Below are 26,797 nucleotides of genomic sequence, written 5' to 3'. Positions count from 1 at the left end.
ATATACCCCCTAAAACTACAGGTATCATCTTATAATTTTTCAATAAAATCAATAGTTACTTTACTTAGTATATCAATATTTCGTTGATCGTATTTTGTATCAAGTGGTGTATGAATACGGTCTAGGTAATATCCAAGTACTGGAACTTTCTTTAATGCTGCTACCCCTATTCCTTTTTTAAATCTCATTTGATCAGACATATAGGTATAAGTAGATGATGATACAAGCATTACTTTCTTAGAATCACTTTGGTGTTCATCAATAATTATTTTTAAATCGTCATAACTATCGGATTCCTTAAATCGCTCTTTATAAATAAAACAAAGATTATTACCATCACTAACACAATCAAAATTAATCAACAACATATTATCTACATCATATCTTCCTTCTCTTTTAAATCCTCTTGAGCCAAGTAATCCTAATTCTTCTTGATCAAAAAAGACAAATGCAACATCCTCTCTTAACTCAGGTCTTAACTGTTTCATAATTGTTAATAATGTAATCACCCCAGAAGTATTGTCATTCACTGTATGCTTATTTGCTATTCCAAATACCCCCTGCCATAAATATAAAAGAATTAATATATCACTTATTTCTTCTGCCCATCTTGCATTATTAATAAAGTAATTAATAATATCAGCTAGATATACTTCCATTAGTATATAAGGAATCAGCAATATAAGCTGACTCACCACAAACATAAACAAGTTACTCACAAACATCCATACAGGCAGAAGCATTACTGCCTGAGTATCATAATGAGCAGTTAGAACTATCTTTGCCTTTTCAGGATCTCCCACAATTACATTCACACCTCTTCCATTCTTCTTATACTCCTGAAAAGTACAGTTATATCCCATACTTTGTATGTATGGTTGTAGCCACTCTCGAAACGCTTTTCTTTGTTTCCTATTTTTTCTTACTTGATGATTCTTTAAAATATACTCCTTAAAGTCTTCCATAATCATTACTTCCTTTTGTTTAATTATAGAATATAAATTTATTATAATCAAGCCAACAAAAAAAAAAGAAGCTACAACGTATGTTGTAACTTCTAATAAATCAAAATTATGCTAATTCAGCGAAATATTTGATTGTTCTAACCATTTGGCTAGTGTATGAGTTTTCGTTGTCATACCAAGATACTGTTTGAACTTGTGTAGTTCCGTTATCTAGAGGAATTACCATTGTTTGAGTTGCATCAAATAATGATCCTTGAGTGATTCCAATAATATCAGAAGATACTAATTGGTCTTCAGTATAACCGAATGAAGTTCCATCAGCTGCTGCTTTCATAGCTGCGTTGATTTCGTCCACTGTAACTGTTCCTTCTACTACTGTAGTAAGAATAGTTGTTGATCCAGTAGGAACTGGAACACGTTGAGCTGCTCCGATTAATTTTCCGTTTAATTCAGGAATAACTAGTCCGATTGCTTTTGCAGCACCTGTAGAGTTAGGTACAATGTTTACTGCAGCTGCACGAGCTCTTCTTAAGTCACCTTTACGGTGAGGTCCATCTAATAACATTTGGTCTCCAGTGTAAGCATGGATTGTAGCCATAATTCCACTTTTGATTTTTGCTAAATTATTTAATGTGTTAGCCATTGGAGCTAAACAGTTTGTTGTACAAGATGCAGCAGAGATAATTGTGTCATCAGCTTTTAATACATCTTCGTTTACTCCAAATACTACTGTTGGTAAGTCATTTCCAGCTGGTGCTGAGATAACAACTTTTTTAGCTCCAGCATCAATGTGTGCTTGAGCAGCTTTTTTAGAAGTATAGAATCCAGTACATTCTAATACTACGTCTACATCGATATCACCCCAAGGTAATTTAGAAGCATCTGCTTCACTGTAGATTTTGATTTCTTTTCCATCAACTGTGATTGATGATTCTCCAGCAACAACTTTGTCTGCTAATGCATATCTTCCTTGTGCTGAATCATATTTTAATAAATGAGCTAACATTTTAGGATCTGTTAAATCGTTGATTGCTACGACTTCATATCCCTCCGCTCCAAACATTTGTCTAAATGCAAGACGTCCAATACGTCCAAAACCATTAATTGCAACTTTTACTGCCATGTTAAAAGTCCTCCTTCGTACCAATAAATTATATGATTATATGAACCCATTGTCAATTAAGATTACTGCTTTTTTACTATATTTTTTGAACATTTCAACATTACTTGTTAATTTTTTCTCAAATACTTCCAATTTTTCCGAGATATAAAAAAGGGTACCACCGAAGTGATACTCCTATTTCGAATTGAGAGAGTTTTCTTAAACCAAAGACTAGTCCAATTCTATTATTTTGTTTTACTCTGTTGGATAATCATACCATTCAACTAATGGAGTATATCCACCAGGAATAGTAGAACCATCTTCGTTTTGTGCTTTTGAATCTCCCGCAAGGATTCCAAATGCAGTTCCAAATAAACCAATTACGATTAACAGAAGGATACACTTAGTTGGTGACCATCCTTTTCTGATTAATGCAAATAACATTAATGTAATTGCTAATGGAATCATTTTTGGTAAAATACCATTTAATAATCCTTGTACATCCACTACTGGATCTGTAAGGATAATACGAATAGATGTAGTACCGTAAGCAGCAATCAAAGATCCTACTACGAAGATACCAAGAATAGAAGCAGCACGCGTAAATTCTTTTGCGTTATCAGTAAGAACTGAAACTGCTTTTGTACCAAGGTTGTATGACCAGTGCATCAACCAGATACGTACAGCGAATTGTACTCCATTAAAAATAATTAGGAATAAAATTGCACCCAAGATCGAACGGTCGTTCATTGCCATATTTCCAGTAATACCAGCTGTAATTGGAACTAATGTTAACCAGAAGATTGCATCCCCGATTCCACCTAGTGGACCAGCTGCAGCAATACGTACTGAACGAATTGTTTGAATATCAGCTTTTTCTTGTTCTAATGAAAGAACGATACCCATAACGAATGTTACTAAGAATGGGTGAGTATTAATAAAGTCTAAGTTGTGACTCATTGATAATGCTAAATCATCTTTGTTAGTATGAATTTCTTCCAATCCAGGAATCATTCCATATAACCATCCACCTGCTTGCATTCTTTCATAGTTGAAAGATGCTTGTAAGAATAATGATCTCCAGATCATTTTGTTTAATGCTTTTTTACTAACTTTTTTTGCTGGAGTCATATCATTATAGTGGGTTTGTGTAATGTTAGATGCCATCGCTCATACCTCCATTCCCAGCACTTCCTGCTGAGTTTTTAATCTTTGTATTCATTTGGTAATCAGCTAATGCAATTGCAACACCGATAAATGAAACTAATAGTAATGAAGCTCCATCCACTTCTGGGATTGATTTCATAACAACTGTAATTGCGAAACCTGCAAGTAGGTATCCCCACATTTCGTTACTCATCATAACTTTCATAAGGATAGCGAATCCAACAAATTTCATCATTCCTCCGGCTGCATCTAGTCCAGCCATTACCCAAGAGTTGTTCAATGAGAATTCACGTAAAGTGTCTCCCAGTGCTTGTCCTGAATAAAGTCCAGCAACAGCGATAACACCAAATAATGATCCAAGAATTAACATTGATAAATAGTTAATTTTTGCGATTCCAGCTGTGTCTGCTTTAGCAGCATATTCATCTGCTTTTGCCATTAATCCTGACATAACTGTAAATGTTAATGTAACAGCGTATTGTCCGAATACTGCGAATGGTACAGCTAAACCAAGAGCTGCTCCAACACCATCTGCTGTAGGGCTTAAATCTAAAGCGATAGCGAATACTGTCGCCATAATACCACCCATGATGGCATTTGGTGGTTGTGCTCCACCGATAGGCATACTACCAATTTGCATTAATTGGTAAGCTCCACCTACTACAATTCCTAATTCAAAGTTTCCTAGGATTGCCCCAACAATCGGACATAGTACGATTGGTTGGTATAAAGATTCCAAGAAACTAAATTGGTCGATTGCCGCAATAAATGCTACAACGAAAACCAATAGAGCCTGAAAAATATTAACGTCCATATTTTTTCTCCTTTTTTAAAATAATTCCTATTTAAATAATTTTTTTACATCTTCTGCAGAAGTATCAGGTACACGCTTGATTTCAAGCTCAACACCTAACTCTTGCATTCTTTTGAAAGCAGCCACATCGCTGTCATCAACCGCAACTGTTGTAGCAACTTGACGCTTTCCTTCAGCCATATGCATGTTACCGATATTAACTTTTTTAATCGGAACACCTCCCTCAATCAGTTTTAACACATCTTGAGGTGTTTCACATATGATTGCAATTTTTTGAGCATCGCTCGCTTTGTCGATAATATCAATCGTTTTTTGAATTGTAAAATATCTAGTCTGTGCATATGCAGGCGCAGCCATGTTCATCAGACCTTGTCTGAATTCATCACCAGCAACTGCATCGTTTGCAACTAACAATAAGTTAGCGCCAACAACACCAGCCCATTGAGTAGCCACTTGACCATGGATTAAACGATTGTCTATCCTTGTTAATACTATGTTTGGCATATCTTCTCTCTCCCTTCTGTAGTGCAAATAGAAGACAGGCTTCACTACACTTATATTTTAGTATATTAAGAAGAAATGTATTTACACTTTTTGTTAAACGGTTTGTACTTTTTGTGAAAGTTGTGTGATTTTCATATATTTTTGTTGTATTTACAACAAAAAGAAGTGCTTTTTCCCATTTTTGTGACGACACTTATAAATATTAAATAATTTATAATAGTTTTATTTTGCACGCGTTTCGAAGTATGATAAACTAAAAATATAGAAAAGGTGATCTTATGTTTAACAAAACTACAAGTTTTATTTTTCAGAAATATGGAGAAATCTTTCAAGATCTATCTCGTGATAAAACAAGAGGTAAACCTGGAGGAAGAAAGATACTAAAAATTGCAAATAAGAAAGTAAACTTCTTATACTGCAATGATGAGGATACTTACATTCGTGTTGATGATGGAATTGTTATGTTGGTTGTATCTGATGATATTAACCAAGCTCCAATTGAACAGTTTGTTATCCATCGTGTAATCAAAATTAAAGCTGGTGTTTATTTTAATTTCATTAGTATTACGAATAACTCTAAAATCGAAATATCATCATTAAGTAATATTTCCAATAAGAAACATGCACTTGATGAAGAGTTTGTTTATGAGCGAATCTTACCAAACGTTCAAGTGAATGAAGTATTAGCGTGTTACTATCAAGTTCGTAATGCAAATTATAACTTCTCTGGCGAAAGTCATGGACACTGGGAATTAACTTTTATTGACAGTGGTCAATTAGAAACTTCAATTGATGGTGAATACTTTAACTTAAATAACTATGAGTTAATCTTATACGCTCCCAGACAATACCATACACAACACACGAACAATGAGCATTCATGTTCATACTTAACTGTTATGTTTGATATGGAATGTTCACATGAAGATGATTTAAAGAATCGAGTCTTTCAGGCAAACCGTGATGCACTAACAACAATCAACAATTTTGTTCGTGCTTCTGGCAATGACCAAGTCTTCAGTAAGGATCTGATGATCTGCTATTTACAAGAGATTGTTGTTCGACTTATCTACAGCGACTTCATTGATGATAGTCCGGTTGCGAATACACCAATGCAACAGAAATTCGAAAATGAATTATTAAATGAGGTTCTTATTTATATTAATGATAATATTTATACTGCAATTACAATTGAAAAATTATGTCAGGAATTCTCAATCAGTCGTTCTAGTTTACAACAGTTATTCAAGAATAATTTGAATACTGCACCAAAACAATATATTAGCGATTTAAAATTACAGAAATCAAAATTATTAATTAAAGAATCAAAATATACTATTTCTGAGATATCCAATATTTTAGGATTTGCATCTATCCACTACTTCTCAAGGAAGTTTAAACAGCAGTTTGGTATCACACCAACGGATTATGCAAAAACAATTTACAACTAAAAAAGTCACTTCGGGCAGCGAAGTGGCTTTTTTGAAGGGCGAAAGAGGTTACAAATGATAAAAATTTTTCATATTATTTGGGCATGTTCATAATAATCAAATTTTTGGGCGGTATCACTTGGTCTAATTTCCCTCCCTCATAAGTAAAGATGCATGAATTGTCAAAAAGGTTCGCAAGAAATCCATTTTCCCATAATATCATTAAGTAAAAACTAGCACTTTTGGGCAATTTATTTCCATACCAAAAGCAGTTATCCCCTTTATCCATCGTCATAATAAGAGAATAAACAATCAATTCTTACCTTGCGTTCGTCCTTGTCGAATAATTTTTCTAAATACAGATGTATTCTTTTTTGTATACCAAAGAAAAAGAACACTTTTCAGCGTTCTCTCTAAATTCCATCACTTTCTTCATCTACTTGTGTTGGTTTTTTAATTTCAAATTTAACAATTTGATCTTTACCTGTAGTAAGAGCCATATCAACTAAAGCATCAACATCTTCAATCATTGTTCTTGCCATTGTGATTTCTACGATCATTGGTAAGTTTGTTCCACCAATTACGTGAATATTATCATATTCTTGTCCAACCATTACAGCAGTCTTAAATGGTGAACCACCAGGTAAGTCTGACATTACAATAATTCCTTCACAATCACTTAGTTTATCAAATGCTTTTCTAAGTTCACGATCTAAGTCATCAGTTGAGTAAGACTCAATAAAGTCTACATATTCATAATTTGCAGGATTTCCAGCAATTAAGTTTACTGAGCTAGTTAATCCTGATCCGAAATTTCCGTGTCCGGTTACTACGATTCCAATCATTTCAGTTCTCCTTTATTTTTCATAAGGGTAGATAATTACCCCTTTTACAACTCTATTGACTTCACCGCTTGGACATGGGTTATCTGGTGTAAGTTTGTAAGACAATGATTTATAAAGTGCAATTAATTGTGCAACAATAATATATTCCAATCCTACAAATACATTATCTAAACGTTGATCATTATCAAACGAATAGAAGTAATCCACTAAACCAGCGACTTCGTCATCATGATGAGTTGAAACAGCCAAGATTTTGTTTCCATGACGTTGTGGACTCATCTCCTTAATAATATCATATTCATATTCTCGTGTATATTCATTATCACTCAAATATACGACTGTTAATGTCTTTTCATTAATAATCGATTTTGGTCCATGACGGAAACCTAAAGGTGTATCAAACATTGTTGTAACTTTACCAGCAGTAAGTTCTAACATCTTAAGTGCTGATTCTTGAGCAACCCCTTTGTTTGTGTTACTTCCTAGATATACTAAACGATCAAAATCAAAGTCATTGATCATATCTTGAATTTTTGTAAATCCACCATTTAACAAACGATCTGCTCCATCAGCGATTGTTGTTAGGTTTTTGTCCATTTCATCTAAGTTATCTAAGTTAAAGCTTAGCACAGTAGCTAAATACATGTTTGTATAACTAGAAGTCATTGCGAAACTTTGGTCATGAGTTTCTTGTGTAATATTAATTGCATAACAGTTTTCTTTTCCATCTGCATATTTAGCTAATGCACCATCTTTATTACATGTGATAAATAAATGGTAAATATTTTCACATACAACATTTGCTGTTTCTACTGCTCCAACTGATTCTGGTGAGTTTCCACTACGACCATACGAAATCAATAATGTTGGTTTTGTTCTTGACAGGTAGTTTTCTGGATATGCAACAATATCTGTTGTCGCATATGACTTACATTTGTGATCCAACTTTTGGTTCAAGTATGAGAATACCGCATTACCCACAAATTCACTTGTTCCTGCTCCAGTGCAAATCACATCAAAATCATCTTGTTTAATTACCTTATCAATAAACTTCTGAATATCCTCTTTGTGATCCTTCACAAGCTGTAATGTTTTCTTCCAAGTCTCTGGTTGTTGATTAATTTCTTTTGCTGTCCAATACCCGTTCTCTTTTTTCCAAGTATCTAAATCTTTATTAAATAACATACTGTCCTCCTTCATTCCAAGTTTGTCACACACATTATATATCGCATAATTCAAGTAATTCAATCCAAATACATTCATTGTGTTAATTTGTGCAAATAATTTATTAATTCTTTATAGATATTATGTTTGTAAGCGATTATAATATAGCATAGAGGTGTTTTATATTATGGCAAAAGCAAAAAAAGACGTAGTTCTTAGTGGAGCAAATATCTACTATGATAAACACAATCGAGCGGTGTATTACAACAAACGTTCGAAGGTTGGACATGTAATCCCAAAAGAAATGGAACCAAAGATGCAACCATTGTTGTATCGTTATATTTTAGGAATTGTTTGTTTTATTTTATGTGAATTATTATTCAAGATTAACATTTGGGTTTCCCTTGGACTCTCAGCTGTTATCATTGCAGTTTTAGAATATCGATTCCGTACTTTAGTTTCATCATTCCCTAGACTTAAAAACTTTGAACCTGAAGCTTCAAAAAAGGCTAGAGAGGAACTTGCAGAATTAAGCAATGGTGGGTTAATCCTACGTATGTGTTTATATTTTGCTTTAGGTATTCTATTAATTGCAAACTTATTTGCTACCGAAGGAATGTTAGAAAATACTGCATTAGTAATTGCAAGTATTGTTGTAGCCATTGCTGCTGCGTATATGGGAGTACGTATCGCAATAACATATTTTAAAAATAGAAAGTAAAAATTCACCATGTGGTGAATTTTTTTAAAATATAAGGGTTGCACATCTGGCTATAATTGATTTCACTACTATGCAGCCTGCAACAATATACAGTGCCATTGTTGGCTCATTCACTACTGGAATATTCCAGCGGAATACTTGTACCAACGTTATAAATAACGCAGCCAATCCAACAATATAAGCAACAATCGTTACTGGGTGAGCTGGCGCATTTCTTACAAACAATCCCACAGATGGCATCACCATACACATAATGAAACCAATTGCACCTAGTGTTATAACTGCAGACCTTGGTCCATTAATAAATAAAATCTGTTTTCCGGATAATCCAGCAAATACAATCAAACCAGTTGTAATCCATTCTACTGCAAGTATACCTAAATCTTTCATTATTATTTCCTCCTCGCATAAACCTTATTAAATAATGTTATATGCTGTTCCAGCGCAGAGAGAGCTTCATCATAAGCATCTTTTTGGCCATCATACTTGCTCAATAATAAATACAGCGGAGAATAAAACTGCGTTGCCATTGTCACTGGATCTTCATCAATATAAACTTTTGCATCAATCAATTCCTGAAATATGGAAGTAATATATGTTAATCCATTATTAATAATTAACTCTCGAAATACGTTTCCCGCTTCTGAATCACGGTATTGTTCAATCGTAAGCATTCTACGTAATTGTATTCCATATTCAGACTTTAAATAAAACGCAAACATCTTTGTACACATTAAGAATAAATTGGTTCTACTATCATTCTCATTGATTGTATCTTTTATATTTCTTGATAACTCTAAGTTGGCCATTTCTTTTTCATAACGATGTTCAATATCTTTCAGAATAGAATTGAATATTTCTTGTTTGCTCCCAAAATGTTTATAGATTGCACTTTCACGTATTCCGATAACTTTTGCGATATCTCGAACACCAGTTCCTTCAAAACCATGTTTAGAGAACTGTTCTAGTGCAACATTCATTATTACTTCTTTTGTATTTCTTGTTTCATTTTTAGGCATAATATTCTCCTCCATTTATCAGTGAACAACTGTTCACCTATATTATATGTGAACAGTTGTTCACTTGTCAATCAAAATAAAAAATTCTCGTATTGAGAACTTTTCATAAAACCTTAATTATATCCACTATCTTGTAATACCCAAGGGGATTTTTCATCTTTTCTTGCCAGCATCCATAGCCATTCCTCATAAGTTGAGTTTGGATTAAATGCACACCCTTTTCCTGAATCTTCATATACCTCTAAATTGGAATAAACAACAATTTCATTCGAATCTCTGTCACCTTCTTCAATCCAAAGCTTTACGACATCAACATTACATGTTTCCTTCATTTGGTCTACTTCCTCTTCAACCACTTGCTTTGCTGCATCAATTTCATTAACTGTATATTTCGAATCGTTCTGTATACTTGCTAAACATCCTGATGTAATGATTATGAACCCAAGGCATATTAATATTCCTAGCTTTTTCATATACCTCCTTAAACATCTGCACTTTTCTTTGGCAGTTTCACTTTGAAAGATGTTTGGTCTTTATTACTTTCTGCACTAATAATTCCATGATGTGCATCAATAATATTCTTGGCAATCGCTAACCCTAATCCACTACCTCCAGTAGTAGATTGACGTGCCTCATCTCCTCGATAGAATTTATCAAAGATTCTACTTAGTTCCCCTTTACTAATCTCAATTCCTGTATTTGATATACTTACACAATTCATTACTCCTTCCTCGTAGTAAGTGATTGTGATTTTCCCATCTACTGGTGTATAGCGCGCTGCATTGATTAAAATGTTTTCTAACGCTCTTGCAATCTTTTCAGCATCTGCAAACACTACATACTTTGCATCTGACTTAATCTCTACAGTAATATTCTTCGCTTTAAAACTTTGATCAAGCTCTTCAAGTAACTGTTGAACTACAATGTTAATATTTACATCCTGCTTCATCAGCTCAATCTGTGAAATATTAAACCTAGTGATTTCAAATAGTTCTTCCACCAGTGCCTGAATGCGATTGGTCTTCTGTAAAGCAATGCGAATAAACCGCAAACGTTGTTCATCACTTAACTCAGCATTCTCATCTAGTAATATCAAATACCCCAGAACCGATGCAAGAGGTGTACGTATATCATGAGCTAAATACACAATCAAATCATCTTTTCGCTGTTCTGCATCTCTTGCGGCATATTTCCATAATTGTATTTCTCTATTCACTTCATTGATTGCATCCTGTACTTCTTTTAAATGTGCTGGTAATTCTAATACTTTATCGCTTTCTTCAAATAAAATATTGTCTTTTACAATCGTAGCAACTTCTTGAAATGCTGGTTTTACAATCCATCCAGAAAGTAAAAACAACACAATAATTGGAACAATAAAATAAATAATAAACTGATAGTCCGATATAAAATGGTAAATATCATAAGATATCCCATAATAATCAACGGCTATATTATTAATATAAAATAACAATAATGCTCGAACTGCCATCCCAACTACCACTGTTATGATAAGTGAGATTACAAAGGTTAATACCATTCGAAAGATAACATCTTTGTTATAAGAATTATATAGTTTCCTCAATTTTATACCCCACTCCCCATACAGTCTGGATAAACTTCTTATTCTTTGCTGTATCGTTTAACTTCTTACGGATACTTTGAATGTGTACCATCACTGTATTATTGTTTTCAAAATATTTTTCTTTCCATACCTTTTCAAAAATTTCTTCACTACTGATAACTCTTCCTTTATTTTTGAATAACAGACATAGAATTGAAAATTCAATATTTGTTAGTGCAACTTCTTTATCATAAAGCAGACAACGATGCATGGCAGGAAACAACTGTAATCCATGATGTTCATAGCAAACTTCATTATCTACCTGTTCATTTGTCATATGGACTCTGCGAAGTTGCGCACTTACTCTCGCAACTACTTCAAGTGGATTGAAAGGCTTAACAATATAATCATCTGCACCAATGGTCAATCCATGAATTTTATCTCGATCTTCATCTTTTGCGGTTAGCATAATGATTGGAAACTGATATCCTTTATCCCGAATTGAAAGACATAAATCAAAACCATTAATATTTGGCATCATTACATCTAAAAGAGCAATGTCTACTCCATTAAGATTATTTAGTACATCTCTTGGATCCAAAAATTTGATTACTTCATAATTCTGATTTTTTAAATAAAGCTCCAACAGATTTAGAATTTCAATTTCATCATCTACGATTAATACTTTTGCCATTTTCTCTCCTCATTTAACAATCTTACACTTCTATAGTATCACAACCCTTGTTTTGCTTTCTTAATTTTTTCTTAAATTCAAAAGTACGAAGTTTATAAAATCTTTAAAATTCATTGTGTTATTCTTTACAAACACTACTTAAGAACGTGGTTTAATATGAATGAAAGGAACAATGCCATGAAGAAAAAGAAAAACTCCAGAGGACATACATTAATTATTGCAAACATACTAATTTTCTCACTAGTTGCAGTATCTTTCTTCATGTATCCCAAAGCTGAAGAAGAAAATCAGACAAATAACAAAAAGCAAGATGATTCTACTCAACAATTAAATGAAATCAATAAAAATCCAGATCTCTATCCTGATGAATTACTTGATCTGGCAGAAAAAAATCCCGAAACAGCAGACTTTGTATTAAATTATCCTAGTCACAAGGATTACCTAGACGACGATTTATCTTCTTTGGATTTAAGTAATGTCCCTAAGTTATATCAATGGGACAAACGATGGGGATATACCATGTATGGAGACAATCTGCATGCTATCACAGGGTGTGCACCAACGGTTCTTTCAATGGCAGCATTGTACCTTTCAAAAGATTATAAATACACTCCATATTACTTCGCTCAACTAAGCGAAGAATATGGTTACTATGTACCTTCTGTTGGTACTGATTGGTCATTTATTAGTGATGGTGCTCATATAGTTGGTTTGCATGCAGAAGAAATATCTAATATGAAGCATTCTATTGATAGTGTATTAGAGAATGGTGGATTAGTAATATGCAGTATGCGACCAGGTGATTTCACATCCACTGGACATTTTATCCTAATTACTGGTATAAGCAGTAATGGAGAATATATCGTCCATGATCCTAATAGTGAAGAACGTTCCAATAAAACTTGGTCTTATGAAACACTGCAATATCAGATTAGTGGTATATGGTCAATTACAAATTAAAAGCAACACCCTATTTTAAAATAGGGTGTTATTTCTTATGTACGCTTAATAAGTTTTAATGTTGTATCCAACACAATTCCAATAAACAAAATTCCAATAATCGGTCCTAAACCAACAGTTCCTCCTAATAAATATCCTATAAAACATAAAACCAAATCGGAAGCACTTTTACTTAACCATAATGGTGCTTTGAATTTTTTACTAATCCCTAAAATGATTACATCATAACTAGAACGCCCAACATCTGCACTTACATAGATTCCCAGTCCAATTCCGATACAAATAATCCCAATTAATAACACTATAACTGATATCACTCCATTTACTTGTATATTAAGAATTTCCAGAAATAAATCCAAAGATATTGCACTACACAGTGGTGATAGGATTGTACCAATCCCCAATTCATGTTTATCTATCAAATATGCTGGAATTAGAAATACTACATAAAACAAAATAGATGCATTACCTATGGAAATATTCAGACACTTTCCTAGGCCTTGTGAAAAGACCGAAATCGAATCTCCTCCATGGCCTGACAAAACCGCCAGGCTAATTCCAAATCCCAATATAACAGAACCAATTACTACTTTTACTATTCTATTTATCATTCACTCAATAGTTGCTCCTCTTCCATAATTGTCTTTTATACTATTCATTTAGTCTAAGTCCTCTCCATTACTAGAGATTACTTTTTGATACCAGTCAAATGAATCTTTCTTCATTCTTTTTCCACTACCTTTTCCATAGTCATCCAAATCCACATAAACATATCCATAACGCTTACTCATTTCGGCTGATGATGAACTTACAATGTCGATTGGCCCCCAACTTAAATAGGAAATAATATCTACTCCATCATTTATACATTCCTTCATTTGGGCAATATGTTTACGAAGATAATCAATACGATAGGTATCATGAATTTTTCCATCAACAATTTCATCAATTGCACCTAATCCGTTTTCCGCAATCATTATTGGTTTTTCATAACGATCCCAATATTGTGAAAGACTGTTATAAAATCCTAATGGATCGGCACGCCACTCCCATGGTGTTGGCTCAAGGTTTGGATTTTGTAACGCATCAAAAGGTTCCATCGTATTTTTACTAGCATCAACAATCAACGAATAATAATAAGAAATAGCCATATAATCCATCGTATTATTTCGAATAACCGCTTCATCACCATCTTGAATTTTCAAGTCAATATTGTTTTCCTCAAAATAGCGAAGGGCATACCCTGGATACTCTCCTCGCAATTGAACATCTGTAAAGTAATATTGCATACGATTCTTTTTCATTGTTAATACTACATCTTCTGGTTTACATGATGCTGGATAGGCAGTTCCATCCGCTACCATTGTTCCCATGATGGCATTCGGATCAATTGTTCTTGCTGCTTCAACGATTTTCGCTGCTGCTACAAATTGATTATGTACTGCCTGATACATCAGTTCTTCCATATTCTCTGCCTGATTATCATAAAGTCCTAAACTTCCAAACTGGACAACAGGTACTAAATTTACTTGGTTACACACAATCCAATACTTTACTTTTCCTTTGTATCTATCTAACAATATTTTTCCATAAGTTTCAAAAAACTCTGCAACTTTGCGATTTGCGAATCCTCCATACTCTGTTACTAAATACAAAGGAATATCATAGTGTGACATGGTAATGATTGGTTCCATATCATTCTTTATAATTTCATCAATTAATTTGTCATAAAATAAAAGTCCTTGTTCATTTGGCTGCTCTTCATCACCTTTTGGAAAGATACGTGACCATGAAATACTTGTACGAAATGCTTTTAGCCCTAACTCTTTCATCAACTTCAAGTCTTCTTTATAAGTATGATAAAAATCAATCCCATAGCGTTTAGGATAATACCCTTCTTTATCTTCGATCGCTGCTTTGATGTAAGCAAGGGTTCCTCCACCTTCTTGTTCAATATTGGCACGATTCATATGCTTATCATAAATATGAATATCTGAAGTTGACAGTCCTCTACCATCTACATCATATGCACCTTCTGCCTGACAGGCAGCAATCGCACCACCCCATAAAAAATCTTTTGGAAATCCTTTGTTTATTTGTTTCATTTTTTACCTCTTTCTAAAATAAGTAAAGACACATAACGTGATGTGCCTTACTGTTAATTATCCTAAATTTTCTCCATTACTTTTAATTACTTTCTGATACCAGTAAAAAGAGTCCTTACGAATTCTCTCACACTGTTTTGGATCATCATCACTACGATCAATGTAAATCAAACCATAACGTTTTTTATATCCATTACTTGTTGATAATAAATCAACTGCAGACCATGGCATAAATCCAATTACTTCAACCCCTGCTTCAATTGCTCGTTTGGTTGCAGCGATGTGATCACGCCAATAGTCGATACGATACTCATCATGAATCTTTCCATCACTTGTAAGCTCATCATAAGCACCTAACCCATTTTCAGTAATCATCATTGGAATCTGATAACGTGTGTATAAGTCACGATAAACATACTCTAATCCTACTGGATCAATTGCCCAGTCCCAATCCGTTGTATCTAATTCCGGGTTGGCACACATCTGGTAGAAACCTGGGTGTGTTTCAAATCCTGACATATCACCTTTTTTACCTGATAAGTTATACCCAGACCACCGTCTCTCTGCACCTTCTGGACAAGCTTTTGCACAATCACTTGAGTAGTAGTTAATGGCAAAGAAATCTGAAGTGTGAGCTGCAATATACTCCATATCACCTTCTTCAATCACTGGAGCTAAACCAGCTGCTTCAAGATAGTTATGAGCTGCAACTGTGTAATGTCCTTTAAAATAAATATCTAAGTAATAATAGTTTCTTAAATCATTCGCATTCAAAGATGCCAGCATATCTTCTGGTTTACAAGATAGTGGATAAATTGATGAATATCCAAGTGCTGGACCTGCCAGTGCTCCTACCTCATGAATGTATTTCACTGCAGCAGCCTGTGCCAGATTCATATGATGATTGATTTGGTAACGAAGCTGATTATTACTTTGATCACTTTCAGGAATATAACACTTTTGTGTCCAATACTGCACAATGATACTTTGCTCATTAATGGTTGTCCAATATTTAATGTCATCTTTAAATTCATAAATAACATACTTTGCGAAAGCTGCAAAATCTTTTACAACTTCTCTTGACACCCATCCACCATACTTCTCAACTAATGCCCAAGGCAAATCATAGTGATACAGTGTAGGGATTGGTTCAATATCATTGTCCTTTAGTTCTTTAATAAGATCCCTATAGAACTGAATTCCTGCTTCATTCACTTCACCTGTTCCCTTTGGGAAGATTCTTGCCCAAGAAATTGAGAAACGATAACTAGTAAATCCCATTTCCTTAAACAGTGCAATATCTTCTTTATATTTATGATAGTGATCACTTGCCACACTAGCATCTGCATGTCCAAACTTTTCACGTCTTTCTTGATTGATGATATCTTGTTGAGACAGCCCTTTACCATCTTCCTGTGCTGCTCCTTCTACTTGATAAGCACTTGTAGATGCACCCCATAAAAAATCTTTTGGAAATCCTTTTATTTTACTCATTATTACCTCCATCTTTACTATATTTCTTATCCAGTATTTCAAATAGTTCTACCATTGAATTCGCCAGATTAAGTTCACTCATAATTGTCATAAGCGTATCCTGTGCATGATTAAACAACAAACTAGGTGGATATGTTTTTCCTCTTGTTTCATCTTGGATAATTTGCGTTTGTGCATGATGCGCCTTACGAATACACTCTTTCGCTTCTACCAGTTTTTCTTTCGCTCCTGCAAAATCAAAGTTCTTTGTTTGTTCCAATGCTTCTTCTGTCTTCATTCTGGCATCACCAGCATGTAAGATAATTTGCATAGCAACTTCAACTAATTCATTATCTTGTACCTGTTTATCCATGTTGCACCTCCTACTTCGCTTCTTCTATTTCTGCTTGTTCCTCTTGGATACATTGTTTTTCATATACTTTAAAGAATGGGTACCAAATCAATCCATATAACACAACTAATAGTGCCCACCATAATACTGCACGCATATCATTTGTAATCATTACACTTGAGAATGGTGCCGGTATTTGTCCTACTTGCATTAAGAAACTTGGGATTTTTAATAATCCTGAACTCATAGCAAACCAGATGACACATGGACCTACAATTGCATTAATCCACATTGGTAACATTAACACTGGATTAAATACAACTGGTGCTCCAAACACGATTGGCTCATTAATATTGAAGATTGATGGCCCAATACAAATTCTTCCCATTGTCTTTAATTTCTTAGATTTTGAGAATAACATAAACACATTCAGCATCAAGGTAGCTCCTGTACCTCCAAGCATAATTAATGCCATTGTATATACCGTTTCATTCGTTACAATATTTGTAGCTGGCTCCCCTGCTGCGACTGCTGCAATATTTGCTGTAATTCCAGCCAGGAATATTGGATTTTGCAGTGCTGAGAATAACCAAGTTGAAACTCCCATTGTATAGAAGAATGTTGGTAAGAATACCAAAATAATCAGACCTGGTAATGATTGGCCAAATACTTGTAGTGGCATAAACATATCAATAATTGCCATATATACATCAATTTTCAAGTTTACTGTTAATACCATTCCAACTAATAAAGTTGCTAGAATTGGTAAAATGTTATTAATCCATTCTGATACAAAATCAGGTAATGTAAGATTATTTTCTAATACATGTAATTTTGCATATAAATTAAAAACAATTGATACTACAATCCCAGAAATCATCCCTACTAGAATACTATCCGGACCTAAACGACTCATTAGGTCAGTTCCTTCAGGTGCTGCCTGCATACAGAACATAAACATTAAACAGATTGATACTAGTCCAACATTTACTTTATAATGTGGTAAGTTTAATTTTTCCATTAACTGGCAACCTACCATAAATGAAGTAATCATACCAATTAAGAAAAATGTATAAGATGATATAATTCCTAAATCTGGTAAGAATTCCAAATAACTTCTGAATACGTTATAGAAAAAGATAATTGACCCAGTTAAGATAAATGGCAATATCTTTTGCATTGCTGATGAAATCCCACTAATCCATGGTTTACTAAATAGTTTGTTTGCTGCTGGTGCAAATGAGTTTGCTAACCAGTCCATAAATTTTTTCATTTTAATTTCTCCTCTTATTTAAGTTTCTTTATAAATGAGGTATACTATTTATAAAGATGGTTTTGACAACTAATCTTTGAGCTAAGAGTACCATTCTTAGCTTTTTATTTTTTTGATTCTAATGCTAGTTCTAATAATGCATTTCCATCAAGTCCAGCATAAATGTTTTGGGGAATTAAGACCACTGGAACATTATATGGTGCTGCCATTTGTTCAAAATCATTTAGTCTTATTGCATAATGCGGTCCAACCATCAATACATCAATACTTTTTAAATAATCATTTACTTCACTTTCTGCTCTTGCATCAATTGATGCCATAATACCTTTCTTTTTTGCAGCCTGTCTTGCTTTTTGCGCTAAGAATCCACTTGACATCCCAGCTCCACAACACAATAAAATTTTTATATCTGCCATGCGTTTCACCTCCTTGTTATCGCTTTGCTAATTTCATTATGAGTGTATTTTATTTTTCGCTCAACTAGACTTTTGCATGGGGTGGTGCAAAACCTAAGTTGCCAGTAAATAAGGCATCTCTTATAATAAAGTTAGAAAATTACGTACTTATACAACTACCTTATAAGGAGTATCATTATGAAAAAACAACATGTAGAGTTAATAAACTATCTTTGCAATCATAAAAATCCAATTACAAGCAAAGAGCTTTCCAATGCTTTAAATGTATCCATACGTTCGATAAAGAACTATGTAAACTCTCTAAACATTCTCGCAAACGAACAAATGATTGTATCCTCTAATAATGGATATACCATTCATAAAATGATTGCAGCGAAACTATTGGAAAATGAAGAAACCCAAATTCCTCAGACCAGTGAGGAACGTTCTTTTTATATTATCAAACAGTTACTAGTTATGCATTCTTCACATCTGGATCTGTTTGATTTATGCGATTTATTATTTGTAAGTTACTCTACTTTAAAGAATGATATTTCTAAAATGAACAAAGCTTTTTCTAACTTCCATGTAGAGTTTGTAATTGAGAATGATACGATTCGTATTCTAGGTAGTGAAAAGAACAAACGTAAATTAGTTAGTTATGTTATATATGAAGAAACCAATAATCGTTTTATGAATTCCGATATTATCAAAGATAGTTTTGATACCTTACCAATTGATCGAATCAATTCAACAATCCGTTCTATTTTTGAAAAATATAATTATTACATTAATGAGTTCGCGAATATTAACTTACTGTTACACTTTGCAATTATTATTGATCGAATCAAGGATGGTAACTATGTAAATATTCAAAATGAAGATTTTGTAATTGAAAACGAAAATGAGCGAGCACTGGTATCTGATTTATGCAATGCATTTGAAGAAGAGTTTTCAATTACCTTCAACAATAGTGAACGATATGAAATTTATATGTTATTCAAAACCAACGCTAATTATTCTTTACCATCGAGTCAGGAAACACTACGCAAGATTGTGGGTAGCGAAATTATTGAGCAGGCACTTCATATTGTAGAGAAAGTAAATGATTTTTATTATATTAACTTAGATAATGAAAACTTCTTAACACCGTTTGCACTACATTTAAAAAATTTAGTGTTACGAGCACAGAACCAAACGTATACAAAGAATCCAATGACACAAAGTATCAAGACTTCTTGTCCAACCGTATATGATATTGCTATCTATATTTCTTTAGAATTAATGGAACACTACAATATTCATATCAATGAGGATGAAGTTACTTTCTTAGCGCTACATGTTGGTGCGGAGATTGAACGTCAGAAGACCAATGATTCAAAGTTGAAATGTGTGCTTTTCTGTCCTGATTATATGAAAATCAGTACTCAGATTTATAATCAGTTACTGATTGAGTTTGGTAATCAGATTGATATTATTAAAACCATTACAGTGGAGGAAGATTTGAAGAAGTATTCTTTTGATTTTTGTCTTACCGTCATTAAGTTACATGAAAAAATCCATCAGGATGTCTTGCTAATTCCACCATTTCTTCAGGCTCACGACAAAGCAGAGATTTATAATCTAATTACTAAGATTTCTAATAATCGCAAGAATCAGATACTAAAACATCAGTTCCATCAATTCTTTAGTAAAGAGTTATTTCTGGAGAATCCCAAAGTAGATACTAAGGAAGAAGTACTACATATGATGACTGAAAAACTAGTTGATTTAAACCTGGTAGATGAATCATTTGAGGAAAAAGTATTAACCAGAGAAAACGCAGCGGCAACCGCTTTTGGTAATATTGCGATTCCTCATGCAATGAAAATGGAAGCATTAAAAACATGCATCAGTTTATGTGTATCCAAAAAAGGGATTCGCTGGGGTTCACAGAGCGTAAATGTGATTTTACTAGTTGCTATCAACAAAGCAGATAAAAGCATCTTCCATGAGCTTTATGAAGCTCTGGTAGCATTATTTAGTAAAGAAGAAGTAGTCAATCAGGTGAAAGAGTGTACAACCTTTCAGAACTTTAAGAATCTTGTATTTGAATACATCAATATGGATGATGAAGAATAACAATAATTATTGAAAGAAATTAAGATTACGATTACAATTATAGTAATAGCAAATATTTCAATCATCAACTTGAGTTTTACTCAGGTTGATATTATTTTTTAGTAAAGTAGGGGGACATATGAATCAGAAATTTATTTTTATAGACGTTGATGGAACACTATTCCATCATGGACAGGGAACGCCACAGTCTGCAATTAACGCAATTAAACAGGCACAGAATATTGGACATAAAGTATTTATTTGCACCGGAAGAGCTCATTGTGAGATTGATAAAGAAATTAGAGAAATTGGCTTTGATGGTTATATCTCTTCTTGTGGTGCAGTAGTTGAAGTTGAAAATAAACTTATAGACATAAGACCATTAGAGATGACAACCTTAAAACAAACTGTACAATTAATGAACGATATGGGAATTGATTATAAATTGGAAGGTGTAGAAAAGTGCTTCCTAACTGATGGATGCTACAAACTTTTCTCTGGTTTCTTCTTTGATGAAAATGATCGAGACCACTTAAAAACCGAAGCATATATAAGAGAAATAGGCACAAGAAAAATTGATGAATATGATTTTGATTCGAAACATCAAATTGCGAAACTATCAATCTTCTCTCAGTCATTACCTACACTACAGGCGTTTGGTGAAAAGATAAAAGACGATTACCACCATGTGTTACAGGCAGAAAATGAAAGTGATTTCTATGGTGGTGAAGTATATGACAAATTTGTATCTAAAGCAAGTGGAAGTGATCAGGTATTAGATTATTATGGTGCTGATAAAAGTCAATCGATTGCAATTGGTGATAGTCTGAATGACTTAGAAATGGTTCAACATTGTGACATTGGAATCGCTATGGGAAATGGAGTTCATCAACTAAAGGAAGTTGCAGATTTTGTGACGAAACATATTCTCGAAGATGGAATGCAGTATGCATTTCAAGAATTAAAGTTAATATAAAAACTAGGACTTAAGATTTCATTATTCTTAAGTCCTAGTTTTTATTGAAAATTGTTCGTTTATGTTCCAATCACATCATAAAAGGAACATAAACGAACAAAAAAAGTAAGCACTTGTTTACCCCTTTAATCCTCTTGATTGGCGGTCCATATCTTCTACTACGATATCATAAATTTCTCCTAATGTAGCACAATATTCTAATATTTCCCATGGTCTGTTGGTGTGGAAGTGAATTTTAATAAGTTCATCATCTCCCACTGCCAGCAAACTGTCTCCTTCAAAATTTTCTGTAATATAATCATTGATCGCATCTTCATTCAATCCCTGTCCTTCGATCAATAACTGTGTATCATATCTAAATTCGATCATTGTATTTCTCCTTTTAATGTATCTATTATATCAAAAATAAAAGAGAATAGTTATCTTATGAAAGATTACTACTCTCTATACGTTCTTTTGCAATTTGTCGGTTACGATAAAACACCATTAGAATTAATGCTACCATAAAAAATATACTAGCGAATAAGAACGATAATTTTGGACCAACACCATAAATAAATCCAGCGAATAATCCACCACATACCATTCCTAAACTTTTTAGTGCATTATAGAATCCCATAACCATACTACTATTGGAATCATCACTATTTCTAGCACATAAATCCTGTACAAGTGGAATATACATTGCATTAAATGCAAAGAAGATTATATTCACTAAAATAAATGGTGCAATATCCCCTAATAAGAAGATTAAGAATAAACATGTACTTGCGCCAAAGAAAATATATACTAATGATTTTCTAACATCTGTATTACGCATAATCCATAAACAGATGGTTGTATTGGCAAGTAATGATATAAATCCTACAACCGCTTTTAAGGTACCATTATAGCTTGAATTAAAATCAAAGGCATCCTTAATATAATAATTAAAACATTGATCATAAGTTGTAGATGCAAGTGATGTTAAGAATACAATACAGAATAGTACTGCAAATAACTTTGTCATAAACTGTTTGGAATCAATAAACGCTTTGAATGGATTCGCATCTCGTTTAAAACTAAAGCGTTCTTCTATATGCTTCTTGTCATCTTCCAAGAGGATATAAAATAAAATTCCACTAAGAATTAAAGTTCCTGCCTGTAACATAAAAGTAATTGGAATGGATACCACTCCTACAAATCCACCAATCAGATATCCAAACGCACCAAATACGGTTGTACATGTTGCACTTAATGCTAGAAATTTTCCTCGAGTTTGTGGATCACCTTTATTAATAACATAGGTAAGGAAACTAACAAATACTCCACCAACAAAGAACCCACTTACCAGTCTGGCAATCAGAATGGTTCCTTGTTGTGTTGATAACATAAACATAAGTTGTCCTACTCCATACCCACAACAACAGATAAGAAGCGTTAGACGACTGCTGATACGATTTACCATCTTCGCCCAGAAGGGAGAGAATAAGAAATTGGTAAATGACATACCTGCGAATGCTACACCAAACATATAGTCTGGTAAATTTAAATTTTTAATCAAAGTCGGGGTAATTGGATGGGCAAAGTTTGCTGCCAAACTTTCCAGCGCAACAACCGCCAGGAAGATATACATTTTTTTCGATGAGATATAACTACTCATTTCTAAGCTCCATCAATATGTCACGAAGTTCTGCCGCTCTTTCAAAGTCTAATACTTTTGCAGCTTCTTTCATTTCTTTCTCGATATTCGCCAACATCTTCTCTTTGTCTTTCTTCGTTACTTTTGATTTTTTACTCATGTACTTCTTCGTCATTTCTTTTGTTTCTAATGAATGAAGAGCTTCATGAATTGGTTTAATAATTGTTTTTGGTGTAATACCATGTTCCTTGTTGTAGGCAATCTGGATATCACGCCGACGCTTGGTTTCTTCTATCGCATATACCATAGAATCCGTCATTCCATCTGCATACATAATAACGCGACCATTGCTGTTACGAGCAGCACGTCCAATGATTTGGACTAAGGAACGTTTACTACGTAAGAATCCTTCTTTATCTGCATCTAAGATACAAATCAACGAAACTTCAGGAAGGTCTAACCCTTCACGAAGTAAGTTAATTCCTACTAAAACATCATATTTACCCTGACGTAACTCACGAATAATTTCCGTACGTTCAATGGTTGTAACCTCATGGTGCAACCATGCAACTTTAAAGTCCAGTTGCTTTAAATGATTCGTAAGTTCTTCCGCCATTCGTACGGTTAATGTTGTAATTAATGTACGCTCATTGCGTTTAATCTGTTCATGGAGTTCATCCACAATATCATCAATCTGACCCATCGTTTTTCTTATTTCTACTTCTGGATCTAATAATCCTGTAGGACGAATAATCTGTTCTACGATTTCTCCATTAGTTTTCTCTAACTCATAATCACCAGGTGTTGCTGATACGAAAATCGCCTGGTTAATCATTGATTCAAATTCCTCAAACTTAAGGGGACGATTATCCAGTGCACTTGGCAGACGGAATCCATAATCTACGAGCGTTGTTTTTCTTGCTCTATCTCCATTGTACATACCTCTTACCTGAGGTAAACTAACATGACTTTCATCTACTATTAAAAGGAAGTCATCTGGAAAATAGTCAAACAATGTATATGGACGTTCTCCTGGTGCTCTACCATCAATATGGCGAGCGTAGTTCTCAATCCCTGGACAGACACCAAATTCTCTTAGTGCTTCCATATCATACAGTGCACGTTGTTCAAGACGCTGTGCTTCCAATAATTTATCTTCTTCTTTAAAGTATGCCAGACGATCTTTTAACTCTGCTTCAATTGTCTGACAAGCTCTTGCAATCTTATCTTTTGGGGTTGCATATCCTGAAGCAGGATATACTACATATACCTGATATGCATGGAACACTTTTCCAGTTAATGGATCTACTTCCACAATTCTTTCAATCACATCATCAAACATTTCAATTCGTAAGATATAACTGTCTGTATGTCCCAATGCAACTTCAATACTGTCTCCACGAACTCTAAAACAACCACGTTGTAAATCCAAATCATTACGTTTGTATTGACGAGCGACTAGTTTACCCAACAGTTCTTTACGATCAATAACTTCATTTACCCGTAAGTTAAAGAACATATTACGATACGTCTCTGGATTACTTGCCCCATAGATACAGGCAACACTGGCTACAATAATTGTATCTCTACGTTCCAGCACACTGTTTTCCGCCGCCATACGAAGCATATCCAACTCCTGGTTGGTTGTTGCACTCTTATCAATATACGTATCACTATTTGGAATATATGCTTCTGGTTGATAATAATCAAAGTTAGAAACGAAATATTCTACTCGGTTGTTAGGAAAGAATTCCTTAAACTCACTATATAGCTGTCCAGCTAATGTTTTATTATGCACAAAAACCAGAGTAGGTTTATTTACTCTGGCTATTACATTTGATACCGTGAAGGTTTTCCCAGTCCCTGTCGCTCCAAGCAACACTTGCTGTTTTTTACCTTCTTCCAAACCTGTGGTTAATTCCTCGATTGCTTTAATCTGATCACCCTGAGGTTTGAAATCTGAAACTAAATCAAAAAGTTTATTTTCCACTCACTACCTCCAATGCTTTTAACATCTGAGTATCCAGTGTATCTTTTCCATCATGCCATTTTCTAGCTGTCGCTGAAATTGCACTACTTACTAAATCTGGTGTAATCTCACCAGTCTCTTCCAGACCTTGATCTTTTTGGAACTGCTTTACCGCATCAAGTGTAGCCTGTGAGAAATAACCATCTTTACGATCAACGTTATATCCCAAGAAACTAAGATACATCTGCATATCTCCAACTCCTGAGCCAACTGAATCTACTTTATATGAATTTTCATCACCTGTTGATCCATATGTGACTGCATCATCTAATTTTACTTCATAATCCGGAGTAATACCAACCTTATGAATTTTTTCTTTTGATGGCGTTAACCATTCCGCAATCGTATACTTAAAAATACTGTCATCTGCAAAAGTCACAGAATTCTGTACTGTACCTTTTCCATAAGTCGTTACACCTACTACTGATGCACCAAGATGTTCTTTTAATGCTGCCGTCAATAACTCTGATGCACTGGCAGTATTTTGATTAACCAAGATTGACATATTATCAAACTCATATGTTTTATCTACACTACCTGTTGTATAACTCGTAACTTCCCCATCTTTATCTTCTTGGTACAATACTACTTTGTCACTACCAACAAGCAATCCAGCAATATCAATTGCAGTATTCACATATCCACCACCATTGTCACGAAGATCAATTACAATATTCTTTACACCTTTTTCTTCGAATGCTTCTAAGTAACGTTGAATTTCTTCCGCTGAATTATCAGAGAATGATGATAACTCCAATACCCCAACACCATCACGAATATATCCATAAGCTGAAACCGAAACTTTCGCTCTTGTCATTTCAATATCAATCGTATCACTACCACGTTTTACCTGTACTGTTACTTTCGTACCAGATTCACCCGTAATCATTGTTTTTATTTCATCAATTTCTTTATCTGCGATATCTACTCCATCTACTTTCAGAATGATATCTCCTTCTTTCATTCCACCTTCTTCTGCAGGTGAATCAATATATACTTTTTCTACCAGAATAGAATCATTCATTTGATAGTATTGAATTCCAATTCCAGTAAGTGAACCTGACAGTGATGTCATTAGTGAACTTGCTGATTCTGGTTCCATATATTGAGTATGCTCATCTGACTCATTTTCATTTGCAATCCCATTGATTGCCTTTTCCATCAGATAAGAATCTATATCATCAATATCTTTACCAAAGTACCATTGTGTACTTAAGATATCATATATTTCCTGATATTTATCTGCATCATCTGCACTTATATTACTGCCACTAGATGCAATTGGTGAACTTGAAGAACCTGATAATCCTGTACTTACAAGAATCCCACCAACAAAACAAAGGATACATGCAAGAACAATCAGAAGTTTCTGTCTTCTTGCTTTCTTTTCTTTCATTATTTCATCTGGCCACTTATGTTTTTCGACCTTAATTATTTTTTTATTATCATCCATCGTTGTAACCTCACCTGTTTATTGTATCACAAGTGGAAGTCGAGTAAAACTATCAACACTCAATTTCACCT

The 26,797-nt window shown here is 33.9% G+C and carries 27 protein-coding genes; 5 read left to right on the top strand and 22 right to left on the bottom strand.

The features are described 5' to 3' along the window. Positions 1–29: 29 nt before the first annotated feature. The 5 genes from J2S15_RS09560 to agaV form a co-directional block, all read right to left on the bottom strand. Complete coding sequence (locus tag J2S15_RS09560) at positions 30–965, bottom strand: M28 family peptidase (RefSeq protein ID WP_307407708.1); 936 nt, start codon at positions 963–965, stop codon at positions 30–32. 106 nt (positions 966–1,071) lie between these two features. Next, complete coding sequence (gap, locus tag J2S15_RS09555; RefSeq protein WP_307407706.1) at positions 1,072–2,088, bottom strand: type I glyceraldehyde-3-phosphate dehydrogenase; 1,017 nt, start codon at positions 2,086–2,088, stop codon at positions 1,072–1,074. Between the two features lie 234 nt (positions 2,089–2,322). Next, positions 2,323–3,234, bottom strand: a complete 912-nt coding sequence (locus J2S15_RS09550) for a PTS system mannose/fructose/sorbose family transporter subunit IID (RefSeq protein ID WP_307407704.1) — start codon at positions 3,232–3,234, stop codon at positions 2,323–2,325. Then, on the bottom strand, positions 3,224–4,048 hold the full coding sequence (locus J2S15_RS09545; protein ID WP_307407702.1) for a PTS mannose/fructose/sorbose/N-acetylgalactosamine transporter subunit IIC: 825 nt from the start codon (positions 4,046–4,048) through the stop codon (positions 3,224–3,226). The genes J2S15_RS09550 and J2S15_RS09545 overlap by 11 nt, the downstream gene beginning before the upstream one ends. Before the next feature lie 27 nt (positions 4,049–4,075). Continuing rightward, positions 4,076–4,552, bottom strand: coding sequence for a PTS N-acetylgalactosamine transporter subunit IIB (gene agaV / locus J2S15_RS09540; protein ID WP_307408248.1), 477 nt, complete (start codon positions 4,550–4,552; stop codon positions 4,076–4,078). 278 nt (positions 4,553–4,830) lie between these two features. On the opposite strand from agaV, the gene J2S15_RS09535 reads away from it, so the two are divergent. After that, positions 4,831–6,003: a helix-turn-helix transcriptional regulator gene (locus J2S15_RS09535; RefSeq protein ID WP_307407700.1), complete on the top strand. Its 1,173-nt coding sequence runs from the start codon at positions 4,831–4,833 to the stop codon at positions 6,001–6,003. 392 nt (positions 6,004–6,395) lie between these two features. Here the strand turns inward: J2S15_RS09535 and agaF are convergent, their stop codons facing one another. Together agaF and J2S15_RS09525 are read right to left on the bottom strand one after the other, a co-directional pair. Further along, on the bottom strand, positions 6,396–6,827 hold the full coding sequence (gene agaF / locus J2S15_RS09530) for a PTS galactosamine/N-acetylgalactosamine transporter subunit IIA (protein ID WP_307407699.1): 432 nt from the start codon (positions 6,825–6,827) through the stop codon (positions 6,396–6,398). Positions 6,828–6,839: 12 nt separating this feature from the next. Further along, entirely contained in the window at positions 6,840–8,012 is a 1,173-nt protein-coding gene (locus tag J2S15_RS09525; protein ID WP_307407697.1) for an SIS domain-containing protein, read from the bottom strand. 166 nt (positions 8,013–8,178) lie between these two features. On the opposite strand from J2S15_RS09525, the gene J2S15_RS09520 reads away from it, so the two are divergent. Beyond that, positions 8,179–8,712 (top strand): hypothetical protein, encoded by a 534-nt coding sequence (locus J2S15_RS09520; RefSeq protein ID WP_307407695.1) that lies wholly within the window; start codon positions 8,179–8,181, stop codon positions 8,710–8,712. Between the two features lie 24 nt (positions 8,713–8,736). On the opposite strand, the gene J2S15_RS09515 is transcribed toward J2S15_RS09520, so the two are convergent. The 5 genes from J2S15_RS09515 to J2S15_RS09495 all read right to left on the bottom strand — a co-directional run bounded on the left by J2S15_RS09515 (position 8,737) and on the right by J2S15_RS09495 (position 11,989). Beyond that, positions 8,737–9,102: a hypothetical protein gene (locus J2S15_RS09515; RefSeq protein ID WP_307407693.1), complete on the bottom strand. Its 366-nt coding sequence runs from the start codon at positions 9,100–9,102 to the stop codon at positions 8,737–8,739. 2 nt (positions 9,103–9,104) lie between these two features. After that, a complete protein-coding gene (locus J2S15_RS09510) occupies positions 9,105–9,731 on the bottom strand; it encodes a TetR/AcrR family transcriptional regulator (protein ID WP_307407691.1) in 627 nt (208 codons plus the stop codon). A gap of 113 nt (positions 9,732–9,844) precedes the next feature. Next, entirely contained in the window at positions 9,845–10,204 is a 360-nt protein-coding gene (locus J2S15_RS09505) for a hypothetical protein (RefSeq protein ID WP_307407689.1), read from the bottom strand. Between the two features lie 8 nt (positions 10,205–10,212). Continuing rightward, positions 10,213–11,316, bottom strand: coding sequence for a sensor histidine kinase (locus J2S15_RS09500; RefSeq protein ID WP_307407687.1), 1,104 nt, complete (start codon positions 11,314–11,316; stop codon positions 10,213–10,215). Then, on the bottom strand, positions 11,300–11,989 hold the full coding sequence (locus tag J2S15_RS09495; RefSeq protein ID WP_307407685.1) for a response regulator transcription factor: 690 nt from the start codon (positions 11,987–11,989) through the stop codon (positions 11,300–11,302). The genes J2S15_RS09500 and J2S15_RS09495 overlap by 17 nt, the downstream gene beginning before the upstream one ends. Before the next feature lie 156 nt (positions 11,990–12,145). Here J2S15_RS09495 and J2S15_RS09490 point away from each other — a divergent pair, with 156 nt between their 5' ends. Continuing rightward, a complete protein-coding gene (locus J2S15_RS09490) occupies positions 12,146–12,949 on the top strand; it encodes a C39 family peptidase (protein ID WP_307407683.1) in 804 nt (267 codons plus the stop codon). A gap of 35 nt (positions 12,950–12,984) precedes the next feature. Here the strand turns inward: J2S15_RS09490 and J2S15_RS09485 are convergent, their stop codons facing one another. From J2S15_RS09485 to J2S15_RS09460, 6 genes are all read right to left on the bottom strand, one after another. Further along, positions 12,985–13,560, bottom strand: a complete 576-nt coding sequence (locus J2S15_RS09485; RefSeq protein WP_307407681.1) for a YczE/YyaS/YitT family protein — start codon at positions 13,558–13,560, stop codon at positions 12,985–12,987. Between the two features lie 48 nt (positions 13,561–13,608). After that, positions 13,609–15,054, bottom strand: a complete 1,446-nt coding sequence (locus J2S15_RS09480) for a glycoside hydrolase family 1 protein (protein WP_307407679.1) — start codon at positions 15,052–15,054, stop codon at positions 13,609–13,611. 57 nt (positions 15,055–15,111) lie between these two features. Beyond that, entirely contained in the window at positions 15,112–16,548 is a 1,437-nt protein-coding gene (locus J2S15_RS09475) for a glycoside hydrolase family 1 protein (RefSeq protein ID WP_307407677.1), read from the bottom strand. Next, positions 16,541–16,900: a PTS lactose/cellobiose transporter subunit IIA gene (locus tag J2S15_RS09470; protein WP_307407675.1), complete on the bottom strand. Its 360-nt coding sequence runs from the start codon at positions 16,898–16,900 to the stop codon at positions 16,541–16,543. Before J2S15_RS09470 ends, J2S15_RS09475 begins: the two co-directional genes overlap by 8 nt. A gap of 10 nt (positions 16,901–16,910) precedes the next feature. Further along, positions 16,911–18,152: a PTS sugar transporter subunit IIC gene (locus J2S15_RS09465; protein ID WP_307407673.1), complete on the bottom strand. Its 1,242-nt coding sequence runs from the start codon at positions 18,150–18,152 to the stop codon at positions 16,911–16,913. A 104-nt stretch (positions 18,153–18,256) separates the two neighbouring features. Continuing rightward, positions 18,257–18,568, bottom strand: a complete 312-nt coding sequence (locus J2S15_RS09460) for a PTS sugar transporter subunit IIB (RefSeq protein WP_307407670.1) — start codon at positions 18,566–18,568, stop codon at positions 18,257–18,259. A 177-nt stretch (positions 18,569–18,745) separates the two neighbouring features. On the opposite strand from J2S15_RS09460, the gene J2S15_RS09455 reads away from it, so the two are divergent. Continuing rightward, positions 18,746–20,668, top strand: coding sequence for a BglG family transcription antiterminator (locus J2S15_RS09455; RefSeq protein ID WP_307407668.1), 1,923 nt, complete (start codon positions 18,746–18,748; stop codon positions 20,666–20,668). A gap of 118 nt (positions 20,669–20,786) precedes the next feature. Next, the gene (locus J2S15_RS09450; protein ID WP_307407667.1) at positions 20,787–21,623 is read left to right on the top strand and encodes an HAD family hydrolase; all 837 of its coding nucleotides are present in this window, start codon (positions 20,787–20,789) and stop codon (positions 21,621–21,623) included. A gap of 117 nt (positions 21,624–21,740) precedes the next feature. Here the strand turns inward: J2S15_RS09450 and J2S15_RS09445 are convergent, their stop codons facing one another. From J2S15_RS09445 to J2S15_RS09430, 4 genes are read right to left on the bottom strand one after another with little or no spacing between them, the layout of a single operon-like run. Then, positions 21,741–21,992: a fatty acid kinase subunit FakA-related protein gene (locus J2S15_RS09445; protein WP_307407665.1), complete on the bottom strand. Its 252-nt coding sequence runs from the start codon at positions 21,990–21,992 to the stop codon at positions 21,741–21,743. 55 nt (positions 21,993–22,047) lie between these two features. Next, a complete protein-coding gene (locus J2S15_RS09440) occupies positions 22,048–23,265 on the bottom strand; it encodes an MFS transporter (RefSeq protein ID WP_307407663.1) in 1,218 nt (405 codons plus the stop codon). After that, the gene (uvrB, locus tag J2S15_RS09435) at positions 23,258–25,234 is read right to left on the bottom strand and encodes an excinuclease ABC subunit UvrB (protein WP_307407661.1); all 1,977 of its coding nucleotides are present in this window, start codon (positions 25,232–25,234) and stop codon (positions 23,258–23,260) included. Before uvrB ends, J2S15_RS09440 begins: the two co-directional genes overlap by 8 nt. Further along, a complete protein-coding gene (locus J2S15_RS09430) occupies positions 25,224–26,726 on the bottom strand; it encodes a S41 family peptidase (RefSeq protein WP_307407659.1) in 1,503 nt (500 codons plus the stop codon). The genes uvrB and J2S15_RS09430 overlap by 11 nt, the downstream gene beginning before the upstream one ends. Positions 26,727–26,797 lie beyond the last annotated feature (71 nt).

Source organism: Breznakia pachnodae, assembly GCF_030814225.1.
Lineage (GTDB): Bacteria > Bacillota_I > Bacilli_A > Erysipelotrichales > Erysipelotrichaceae > Breznakia > Breznakia pachnodae.
The sequence above is the reverse complement of the archived record's forward strand: the minus strand, read 5'-3'. Positions and strand labels throughout refer to the sequence as shown.